General features: G+C 33.0%; 12 protein-coding genes and 1 other RNA gene. 2 read left to right on the top strand and 11 right to left on the bottom strand.

The genetic code is table 11. From position 1 onward, the window contains the following. Positions 1-175 precede the first annotated feature (175 nt). A complete protein-coding gene (locus tag Q0K80_RS08945) occupies positions 176-868 on the top strand; it encodes an Ltp family lipoprotein (protein WP_294605575.1) in 693 nt (230 codons plus the stop codon). A gap of 94 nt (positions 869-962) precedes the next feature. Next, a complete protein-coding gene (locus Q0K80_RS08940; protein WP_294605573.1) occupies positions 963-2,078 on the top strand; it encodes a site-specific integrase in 1,116 nt (371 codons plus the stop codon). 80 nt (positions 2,079-2,158) lie between these two features. On the opposite strand, the gene ssrA is transcribed toward Q0K80_RS08940, so the two are convergent. The 11 genes from ssrA to Q0K80_RS08885 form a co-directional block, all read right to left on the bottom strand. After that, positions 2,159-2,525, bottom strand: a transfer-messenger RNA (tmRNA) gene (gene ssrA / locus Q0K80_RS08935). Between the two features lie 71 nt (positions 2,526-2,596). Beyond that, complete coding sequence (locus tag Q0K80_RS08930) at positions 2,597-3,403, bottom strand: Cof-type HAD-IIB family hydrolase (protein ID WP_294605571.1); 807 nt, start codon at positions 3,401-3,403, stop codon at positions 2,597-2,599. Between the two features lie 507 nt (positions 3,404-3,910). Further along, positions 3,911-5,095: an acetate kinase gene (locus Q0K80_RS08925; protein WP_294605570.1), complete on the bottom strand. Its 1,185-nt coding sequence runs from the start codon at positions 5,093-5,095 to the stop codon at positions 3,911-3,913. Positions 5,096-5,137: 42 nt separating this feature from the next. After that, a complete protein-coding gene (locus Q0K80_RS08920) occupies positions 5,138-6,139 on the bottom strand; it encodes a class I SAM-dependent methyltransferase (RefSeq protein ID WP_294605569.1) in 1,002 nt (333 codons plus the stop codon). A 183-nt stretch (positions 6,140-6,322) separates the two neighbouring features. Next, positions 6,323-7,081 (bottom strand): ComGF family competence protein, encoded by a 759-nt coding sequence (locus tag Q0K80_RS08915; RefSeq protein ID WP_294605567.1) that lies wholly within the window; start codon positions 7,079-7,081, stop codon positions 6,323-6,325. Beyond that, the gene (locus tag Q0K80_RS08910) at positions 7,071-7,502 is read right to left on the bottom strand and encodes a Prepilin-type cleavage/methylation protein (RefSeq protein ID WP_294605566.1); all 432 of its coding nucleotides are present in this window, start codon (positions 7,500-7,502) and stop codon (positions 7,071-7,073) included. Before Q0K80_RS08910 ends, Q0K80_RS08915 begins: the two co-directional genes overlap by 11 nt. Further along, entirely contained in the window at positions 7,483-7,821 is a 339-nt protein-coding gene (gene comGC, locus Q0K80_RS08905) for a competence type IV pilus major pilin ComGC (RefSeq protein ID WP_294605564.1), read from the bottom strand. Before comGC ends, Q0K80_RS08910 begins: the two co-directional genes overlap by 20 nt. Before the next feature lie 9 nt (positions 7,822-7,830). Further along, a complete protein-coding gene (locus Q0K80_RS08900) occupies positions 7,831-8,835 on the bottom strand; it encodes a type II secretion system F family protein (RefSeq protein ID WP_294605562.1) in 1,005 nt (334 codons plus the stop codon). Further along, entirely contained in the window at positions 8,801-9,775 is a 975-nt protein-coding gene (gene comGA / locus Q0K80_RS08895; protein WP_294605560.1) for a competence type IV pilus ATPase ComGA, read from the bottom strand. Before comGA ends, Q0K80_RS08900 begins: the two co-directional genes overlap by 35 nt. Positions 9,776-9,908: 133 nt before the next feature. After that, positions 9,909-10,292 carry a VOC family protein gene (locus Q0K80_RS08890; protein WP_294605559.1) on the bottom strand — a complete coding sequence of 128 codons (384 nt, stop codon included), beginning with the start codon at positions 10,290-10,292 and terminating at the stop codon, positions 9,909-9,911. Positions 10,293-10,787: 495 nt separating this feature from the next. After that, on the bottom strand, positions 10,788-10,999 hold a 212-nt coding region (locus tag Q0K80_RS08885), incomplete at its 5' end, for an LPXTG cell wall anchor domain-containing protein (protein ID WP_294605557.1).

Genomic DNA, 10,999 nt, shown 5'->3' with positions numbered 1-10,999 from the left:
ATATACTGCTTCAATACATTGAAGAGCATCCCGAATCAGTACTTACTTCTGAAAGCTCTGAAGAAGACCGGGACCGGTTTTTAAAAAAGATTCGTGAAAGCCAAAAGAAAAATTGAATTTTTGTCCACCAAGCCAGTGACTATAAACCTGTGGCAATTGTTGAAGGAGGAAGAAAGTGTCAATTTTATGGTTTGTTCTTCTTATTGCTTTTATCATCTACATGATATTTTTCGATAGGAAGCTTAAAAAAACTGAGTCATATCAAGCAGCTAAGTCTAAAGGAGAAAAGCCAACCAGAAAGCTGCTGAGTAAGCGTTGGTGGTCGTGGGGCTTAATTGCTTTTCTTGTCGTAGCGTGGTTCACAGCAATATCTATTGAAGCCGATCAACATGATAAAGATTACAAGGCCAGAAGTCATCAGACTACTAAAAAGTCAAAGTCCCCTACCAAAAAGCCGACTGCTAAAAAGCCTAAAAAACAAATGGCAAAGGTAAAAGCAACCCCAAAGGCTGCACCTAAAAAAAGTAAGCCGATTTCAAAAAGCAAAACAGCTAGTGTTCCAAGAGAATACAAAAATGCTTTGCTAACTTTAATGGACTATCAAAATACAGATGGTGACATGAGCTATAAGGGCCTTTATGATCAACTAACTAGCGATGCTGGAGAAGGCTTTACACCAGCAGCTGCAAATTACGCTTTAAGTCATGCGAAAATTGACTATAACAAAAATGCTTTAAAATGTGCGAAAAATTATGAAGAAACAGAGCATATGAGTACATCAGAATTGCAAGAACAGCTGACTAGTGACGCTGGAGAGAAATTCACCCCAGAGCAAGCACAGTATGCAATTCAACATTTAGATAAATAAATTTTACCTGGACGTGTAAATCATTCAACATAAAAAGGCCCCTAAGAAGTCGAGTTCTTAAAGGCCTATTATTTTAGAAAGAAAGGTGGTTTAATTGCCAAAGCGAGACAAACATATCAAAGAATTGACGCTCAAGAATGGTGAGAAACGATACAAGTTCAACACTTACATCGGACTTGATCCAGTGACCGGTAAACGTGTATTTTCAAACGGAACCTTTGACAACTATAACGACGCCAAGGACGCTTATGACAAGGTACGGCTTGAAGGTACCCGTCACTATGCAAAACCCAAGCAGAAGACTGTGGATGAGGTATATAAGATATGGTTCCCTATCTACAAAAATGAGGTCAAAGAATCAACTGCAAACAAAACTCAAATCAACTATCGCGTTCATATTAAGCCTTGGTTTGGGGACGACTACATTGACCAAATTAGCAGCGAAAAGTTTCAAAGTTTTGCCAATAAGAAAGCCCAAGAACTCGTTAAGTTTCGTGAAATAATAAATCGGTTTGATCAGATTTATAAGTATGCAGCTGCAATGCGTTATTGCAGGCGCGAAGACAACCCAGTTAACATGATCATTATTCCGAAAAAAACCACAAGAAAAAGACGTGATATTAAAACCAACTTTTATACTTTAGAGGAATTAAAAGCATTTTTAGCTGCTGCTCAAAAATATGACTTTAAGTATTACACTTATTTTCTGCTACTAGCTACTACTGGTCTTAGAAAATCCGAAGCATTAGCACTTCTTTGGTCTGATATTGACTTTAACCAAAAAACGGTTAGCGTAACCAAAACCCTATCTACCGGTATGAATAATAGACAAATAGTGCAAACTCCAAAAAGCGCTGACTCCAATCGAACTGCTGTCTTAACAAGCCACATGATTGATGTTTTAAATGAATATCATAAAAAAGACAAGCTAATCTGCCCTATTGTTTTTCACGGGTCTGGCAACAAGTATGTTTCAATTTCAAAACCTGACCGGTGGCTTAAAAACATCTATAAACAGAATCCTAATTTAAGAGAGATAACTGTACATGGATTTCGCCACACATACGCGACTCTCAATAAGAGTCAAAGCATTAAAGATGTCCAGGCAGTCATGGGTCACTCAGATGAGTTTATGACCAAACACTACACTCACTCAACTGAATCTGGCCGTGAAAGAGTCCGGCAATATATGGACACTTTGAATCTTTAATTATTTTTTTCGAACTTTTTTCGAACTTTTTCATCAAAAAAGCCTGATAAATGTTGATTTACCAAGCTTTTTATTTTTATATATGGAGGTGAGGGGAATTGAACCCCTGTCCAAACGCATTCCGTCACTGACATCTACGATCATAGTTATATTATTTGAACTTCACTAGCCCAAAGCGCCATATAACAGGGCTAGTATGGACTAGCTAACCTGGAAATGTCTCTTTTTAACTATTCAGATGAGGTAGTTAAACGTAACTCACTAAGTTGATACTTGAAACCAAACGTGAGTAATTCGGTAACAAGCAACACATGCGCTTAAATTAAGCAGCTAATGCGTAAGAATTTTCTTTATTTGCAGTTATAAAACTGTGACGTTTTTACGTAGACGTGACCTACGAACCGCAATCAAAGCGAATCTACGCCTGTCGAATCCCAAAACACCCCCGCTTTGGGTAATACAATTATAGCATAACAAAGCTAAATTGCCTAATGTCAGAGCGGAACCTTGCACTCTATCTAAAATACAAATTGCTCAAAAGCCAAGGCAATTCCATTTTGATTATTTGATGCAGTTTCAAAGTCAGCTTGTTTTTTTGCCTCAGAAGAACCATTTGCCATAACTACTGAAGTTCCAGCTACTTTAAACATTGGTATATCGTTTCGTTCATCCCCAATTACCATTACTTCATTAATTTTAAATCCTAGTTCTTTTCTCAAAAATTCTAGTGCTACCCCTTTGTTAACATCTGGATGCATTATTTCTAAAAAATTATCAGCTGCTCGCACTACATAATTTTCTTTACCAAAGGTTTTTACAACATCAGCTTCAATTTCATCAAGCTTGTCTTTTTCGTCAGCAAAAACAGCCTTAATTATTTGATCATCTTTAGGTAATTCATCAGGCTTTCTAATAAATACACCCGCACTGTTTACCCAAGCCTGGACAACAGTAATTCTATTAACATTTAAATTACTTGTAATAATTGCACTGTTCTCATCGACAACATTGTAATCCACATCAAGCTTTTTAGAATATTGGTCAATCTTTTCGTAAGTTGCTTGATCAATTCCAGATTTTTGAAGAGTCTTACCTGTCACTGTCTCAATGACAGCACCATTAAAAGTAACAACGTATTGATTGTCCTGAACTATGCCTAGTTCATTCAAAAAATGCTTCACACCAGCTAATGGTCGTCCAGAGCAGAGCACTACCTTAATATCTCGCGCTATTGCCTTCTTAATTACTTCAGTAGTAAATTGAAGTAACTTTCCCTGACTATTTAGTAGTGTATCGTCAACATCAATTACAACTAATTTAATCATTTATTTTTCCTTTTTTTCGAGTTTCAGTTGTTTTCCAGCGAGGCCAACCAATCATTTTGTTAGTCAGAAACAGACCAATAATGCAAATCCTATAATCAAAATAATTTGCTAATCTTTTCGACTTTTCTGTTTAATATCTTGGAAAAAAACTGCATGGAGCAAGTCATCGGTATTGCACAAAATATTATAATTACAGCCATAATATCGTCGTATCTTTAAAAAAGTTGATATTTCTCTATTTCAATGATGACACATTTCTTATAGGCAACAATACACAGTATCCCGGAAAAAACTGAGTATCACCAGAAGCTGCATATTACCATCCACTCAGCCCTCACCATTAGGTTTGTCTCGAAATTTTTTAGTCAATCCTGTCTTTTTGTCAATCAGATATAATTTTTCATAATGATTATGCATTATTTTTTTAAATACTATAATATCAAAGATAAACAAAAAAAGTCGCTAAAATTTTTTAGCGACTCCTCTATTTAATTAAATGTTCTATCATTAACTTAAATGAGCTAAACGAACAACATCACGTTCAATCATTAATTCCTCATCAGTTGGAATAACTAAAGCTTTTATCTTTGAATCTGGCTTCGTAATAAATTTCTCACCATTTGATTTATTGGCTTCTAAATCAGGTTTTAAACCTATAAATTCAAATGATTTCATGACATTTTCACGAATACCAGAATCATGCTCACCTACTCCAGCAGTGAAAATAATCGCATCTGCACCTTTCATTTCAACCATGTAAGAACCAATATATTGAATGACACGGTTTACAAAAATAGCTCTAGCAAGATCAGCTTTTTTATCAGAATTATTCTCTAAGTCACGCATATCTGAGGAAATTTCGGAAATACCTAATAATCCAGATTTATCATTCAAAATATCGATCATTTCGTTAATGTCAATATGGTCTTTATTCATGATATATTGCAAAACAGATGGATCAACATCACCTGAGCGAGTACCCATAGTGATACCTGCTAATGGAGTAAAACCCATAGATGTATCAAAAGACTTACCACCTTTAACCGCAGTAATCGATGCTCCTGAACCAAGGTGACAAACAATCAGTCTCAAATCCTTGGCATCTTTACCAAGCATTTGAGCGGCACGACCAACTATATAACGAACTGAAGTACCATGAGCTCCATACTTACGAACACCATATTTTTCATAATAATGGTAAGGAATCGAATACATATAGTGAACAGGATCCAAAGTTTGGTGAAATGATGTATCAAACACACCTACTTCAGGAACACCTGGTAGTAATTTCATGAAAGCTTCAATTCCCTTTCCCTCTGCAGGATTATGAAGAGGAGCATATTCCTTCAAATCATAAATTTTTTGCAATTTTTCTTGATCAATTAGTGCCGAATCGGTAAATTCCTCGCCACCCGCAACTATTCTATGGCCTACACCAACAATTTCACTTAAATCACCAATAACATGGTATTGTTTCAAAGCCTTGAGCAGTAAATTAACGGCAGTTTCTTGATCTGGGATTGCAACTTTTTCACTGTGCTTTTCACCATTTGCCAGTTCAATTTCAAAAGAAGAGCCATCAATTCCAACTCTGTCAGCAATTCCTTCTGCTAAGACTTTTTCTTCCGGCAAAGCAAACAACTTATATTTAAATGAAGAGCTGCCTGAGTTGATTGCTAAAACTTTTTTCATAAATCTAATTCCTCCATAAACAGACTTTAAACTTTTCACAAATCAATTAATATTTTTAGTATACCACTCATTTAGTTTGACATTAAGTTTTATCAGGTCTTCTTCCTTTTTAAACGAACCTAACTTTGTGAGAAATACTTCACTATTTCTGGCATTTTTTCCATGATTTTGAAAAATTAAAATTGATCTTTGGTTAAATTTGTTTTGAAAAGCATTGTCAGGCAATTCAATTATTGACCGTAAAAAAACTTTTTCCGACAGCCAAGGCATGAAGTCACTGCCGCCTTTACCAGAAAGAATTGTCTGTGGTACGAGTAGAAAAGCATATCCAGCTGGACTGAGGTTCTTAATAATTTGTTCAATAAATAAAAGGTGAGCAAGCGAATGACCTTTCACAGATTTAGTAGCAAAATTAGCAGCATTTTCATCAACTGGATAATAACCTACAGGCAAATCACTTACAACAACATCTGGACTTGTAAACATCCAAGGAGTTAAACCATCCTGACAAAACATTTCAATATCAATTTTATTCAAATGGGCTGCAATATCTGCAAAGCTTAGCATTTCTTCATCATTATCAATACCATAAAGTTCAAAATCCGCTTTAGAATGGTTGGAATTTTTTAGTTGTCTGACTACAGAAAATAGCAAATTGCCAGTGCCAATTGCTGGATCAGCAATTATTAGCTTGTCTTTTGGCAAAAGTTTGAGCATAAACATAGCAATAACAGTAGCAATAGCAGGTGGAGTCGGCATTTGATTAGCATCTAGCCCATCTTCATTAACAGCTTTTAAAACTAACAAAGTGAAGATTTGTATCTTAATTTTTGGTGAAAGCTGATCGTAGTGCAAATTAGCATACTTTTGACTCAATTGTTGAACGGTTTCTTTGTCTGGAGCTCCCAACTCAACTTTTATCCGATTATTTTCTAAATTGTCAAAAGTTTCAACTAGAGCATCACCCAAAGACACATTCAATGCTTCTTGTAAACACTTAACGCAATCCAAAAAATTATTAAAAAGTTTTTCTATAATATCCATAATTATTCCCCTTATCTCTTAAACATTTTAATAGAAATAAGGTTATTAGAGCAAGCAAATCAATTATTAATCAGATAGTCAACCAATAAAAAATTGTTTTCCATACTTTCCTGATAAATTTCTAAATAAAATTGAATAAAAATCAAACAAGTAGTTAAAACTAAAACACTGCTTAAAAGTGCGTTACCTCTTATTTTCCAACTTTTGCTTTTTATCATTTACTACCTTCTTCTTCAAATTACGACGAGAATCAAATTTAAAGTATAATTCTGACTTTCTACCATCTTTTTCCGTCACATTTATTTTAATCAACCTATCTCTTGTAAGAAAATCAGCTTTTTCAACATTTAGCAATAAAGGCATGTGACCGCCTTTAGGAGTTGTTACACGTAACATATCTTTATATATCGTCAAATAATAAGTAGTTGTCTCATCCTTCATATTTGTTTTTACAAACACTGCTTTTGAGAAATTAGAATCTTCAGGTAAGGTATAAGCCTTTATACCCTTTTCTTCATTTATAAACCGATTTAATTGCACATATGAAAAAACTATATCATCTGTTTTATGGTGCGCTTTATTAGCCAATGTCAATGTTTTTAACAAATTTTGTAACATCAATACTACAATCAAGGTAATAAGAACTGAGAGCATTGCTTCAGCTAAAATAAAGCCTTTACTTTTTAATTTCATATTTTTTATATCGAGTATTTTTTTATTATCGACAATGCGATAAAGGTGGTCATGCACCATTACCTGTTTAACGTTGTTTTTTTTCATTACGTTCCAAGCGTATGTACGGTCAGTTTTTTGCTCAATTTTCCTTTCAATAAGTCTACTTTCACCAATTATTAATTCTACAGTGTTAATTCCAATACATGCGATTATTAACCCAATCATACTTTCTATTACTAGAAAACCACTCATTTTTTTATGAGTCATTTATTGCCCGTCCCCAAGTCATTTGTAATTTTATCTTTCGTGTATTCCTACCATCACTGATGGTAATAGTATGAGGAGCCATTGAACCGGTAGTTGATATTCTTAAAATAGACAAATTATAAACATGTATTGGATAGGCTATTTTTAATGATTTAAAATAGTTTTCTCCAACAAATTCTATTTCTTTTGCATTAGGAAAATACCTAATAACACATGTTTGTTTGCTTGTTGCTGAAACACGGGCAGCTTGTTCTACTGCACTCCTAATTTCTCCAACTGTATTCTCTAAAATTAATTTTTCTTTATAAACATTTAACTCTATTGCACCTATTCCAGTAATAATTATTGCTATAGTCAAAGTAATGACCATTTCAACCATAGTAAATCCTTTTAAATTAGCTTTATTTAGCATTCTTTTCAACGATACCATCTTTTACAGCATAGTCTTTCGACTTTGTCAGTTGCTTCTTAGTTAAATAACCATCTTCAAACATATTCTGAAAATTGATCGTTTTACCATTGCGATCTTTATCATCTTCGTATAAAGTCACTTGAGTTTGTAAAGTTGATTTAAAGGCATCATCTGTTTTTTTATTTGCATTATTTTTCTGTTTAGCTAAGTTCGGAGCAATAATTACTAAAAGCATCATGATTATTGCAACTACAACTACCATTTCAATTAAAGTAAAGCCTTTAACTTTACTCTGCTTTGTTATCAAATTTAGTATTCTTTTTTTCATAGTTATTCCTCAAATATTTTGCATCATTGCATACATTGGTAATAATAGCTTTAAATATAAGCCAATAATACATAACCCAATTAAAATAAAACAAAACGGTTGTATGTTCACAATCAATTTTTCTATTTTTTGTGCTAATTCATTAAAAAGCACATTTCCTAGAAGCATGAATTTCTTACTTAAATCTACTTTCTTTGAACCAGTTTGTAATAACAAAAGCAATTCATTGGGTAAAAAGTCTTCTTTTTTAATGATTAAGTCAGGACTTATTCCTTGAGCCAACTGCTTACCAACATGCAAGCCAATTTGTTGTTGTAATGAGCCTTCCACCTGCATAGCAGCGTAATCACAAATTCTTTGTAATGAGAACCCACTCGCAAGCAAAAGTCCTACATCGTAAATTAAAATATATTCCACATATATTTGAACTAACGGCCCAATAATGGGGAAATGCCTCAGTTTACGTAAAGAAACATAATCTTGTTTTTTTAGTAAAAGTAAGACTTCACTCATAAAATAAATTATTACTAAGCAGGAAAATAATAAAATTAACAACATGAAATCACCGGTATGTTCACCAGATTCAGCAAATTGTTTCGCTACAAAGGTTTGCATAAATAGTAAAAGGAAAATCATCATTAAAACTAAAACAAATGGATAGGTCAGCTCAGACTTTAGTTTTTTAAGCTGGTCATTTTTCAAACGATTCAATGTGGCAATTTGAGTCAAGCAATCAATTAACTTTCCTTGTGCCATTGATAATTCGATTTGAGTTGCTATCGTTTTAGAAAAACCTAACTTTAACATTTCTGAACTCAATTTCTTTCCGGCCTGAATTTCTGTACACAATTTAATAAAAATATTTTTGTGATTTTGCCATATTACAGGCATCATTTCTAAACTCGCATTAAGGGAAAAGCCATTAGATAAACTATTTTGTAAATATTCCAAAAACTCTAATCGTTGTTTACTCGTTAATTTATCCTTGTTGATATTGCTCAAATATTTGCGCACTTATTTTTCCTCTTTCTTTGAGCTCACTTAAATTTTCTGACCAGTAGACAAAATCTGACCTTTTTTCTTGGCTAATATCTTCTTGCAGCTGTGAGCCGCTATCTATATCCATCAAGCAGGCAAAACCGTCTGTTGTAGGTAAAAGACGTTGATAACTCACAGCCGTTAAACAATTATATAAATCTGCTGTACTGACGTGTAAACTTTCTAATCTAGAGATAGTTTGTAAAGTGCTTTTAGCATGAACTGTAGCAAAAACAAGATGGCCACTTAAAGCTGCATCTACGGCTAACCTTGCAGTGACTTTATTTCTAATTTCTCCAATAATCAGAATATCTGGTCGATGGCGCAAAGCTGCTTCAAGTAATCCCTCATAGCTAATATCAGCTGCTAAATTAACCTGTGTTTGCAAAAAATCTGCCTCTTGAATTTCAACAGGATCTTCAATAGTCATTACCATTTGGTTTTTACCTACTATTTTCGCCAAATTATACATAGTTGTTGTTTTACCAGACCCTGTTGGTCCACTGGTAATTATCAAACCTCTTTTTTTAGTTAGGTCTGTTAACTTTTCAATTTGCCTATTGAAAAAGTATTTGCCAGACCTAATTTGATAAATAATCCTCACAACCAAAGATTCATTATCATTAAAATCTCCAATGCTGGAAAGTCTTAAGTAATACACATCATTTTTATACTCATATTCAAAAGCCCCCACTTGTGGTCTGCGATGTTCAGCTATATCCATTTGAGCACCAAATTTCAAAAAATTAATTATTTCTTTTCCTTCATTCGCTGAATATTGAGCTTGATTTTTGATTCCTGCAACTGTTCTAAAATTAACCGCTAACTTATTTCTCTGCAATAAGAAAAAAATATCACTTGTACGTTTATTTATTGCTTCTTCAATCAAATTATTGACTGTATCCTTAATTCCCATCAATTACCTCCTTTTCTTTGTACTAATATTAAATACGCGAAATTGAGATAAAATTTTTAAAAAAATTACGAAAAAAAACATGATCCTTAAATTTAAGAATCATGTTAGATATGTTTTTACTATTTAAATATTACTAATTGATATAATTTGAAATTTCAATCAAATTCTGGTCTGGATCTCTTACATATATTGAACGAATCTTACCTTCTGCTCCAGTTCTAATTACAGGTCCCAAAACAATAGGTAAATTATTTTTTTCGAATTCATCCAGTAAATTATCAATCGGTTTATCACTAATTAGGCAGATATCGCCAGATCCAGGTGTTGGATAGGCGGCTTTAGGGTCTGTTTCATGATCTACTTCGTGCAAATTAATTTTTTGATGTCCGATCTTCAAAGCAGCTCTGCCATCTTGAAAATTAATTGTTTCAATACCAAAATAATGACGGTAAAAATCAGTTGTTACGTTTATATTGTTAACTGTTAATACTAAATGATCTATTCGTACTATAGCCATTGGATAAGCTTCCTTTCGCTTTTTACTCTGCAAATAACATAATTCACTAAACTTATTTTAAAAGTTGTTTAAACAATAGAGCGATGTGTACAGCATGTCTGTCTTAAATTAACTTTAAAATAATATATATTATTAGTATATACTAGTAATAACTAAATTTTATATTTAACATATTACGCTGGATTACCTTATAATTTTAGAGTTAATGTTCTCCTCATTAAAAACCTAAATATTCAACCAATGGGATATGTTATTATAGCTAACAGAAAAATTAGCCATTATTCTAGTATTTTTAGATGAAATATTGTATTAATTTTGATCAACGAAAATATTGACAAAAGGTAAATAATTAAAGACTCAATATTAAAATGTATTAATCTTCTTTTTAGCTTAATTATGAAAAGCCTTAATTTAGTAATAAAACTGTTATCTTAATTAAAAGGGAGTTTTTTTAATAAGCTCCCTTTTTAATTTTCGATTTTAAATTATTAAAACTTATTTCTCATTTTTTCGTTTTAAAAATCTTAGAAGTTCATCTCCTAGCGTACCAATTAACATCAAACCACCTAAAGTTATTAAAGACATGTCAGAATTCTTTTCTTTGCCTGTCCGTGGTAATGTACTTTCTTCGTTATCGGCATTATTTGATGCATTTATACCGTTACTGCCGTTCAAACCATTACTGCCGTTCAAACCGTTACTGCCGT

Origin of the sequence: uncultured Lactobacillus sp., from assembly GCF_945290125.1 — a bacterium.
Lineage (GTDB): Bacteria > Bacillota > Bacilli > Lactobacillales > Lactobacillaceae > Lactobacillus > Lactobacillus rizhaonensis.
This window is presented reverse-complemented; position numbering and strand designations above follow the sequence as displayed.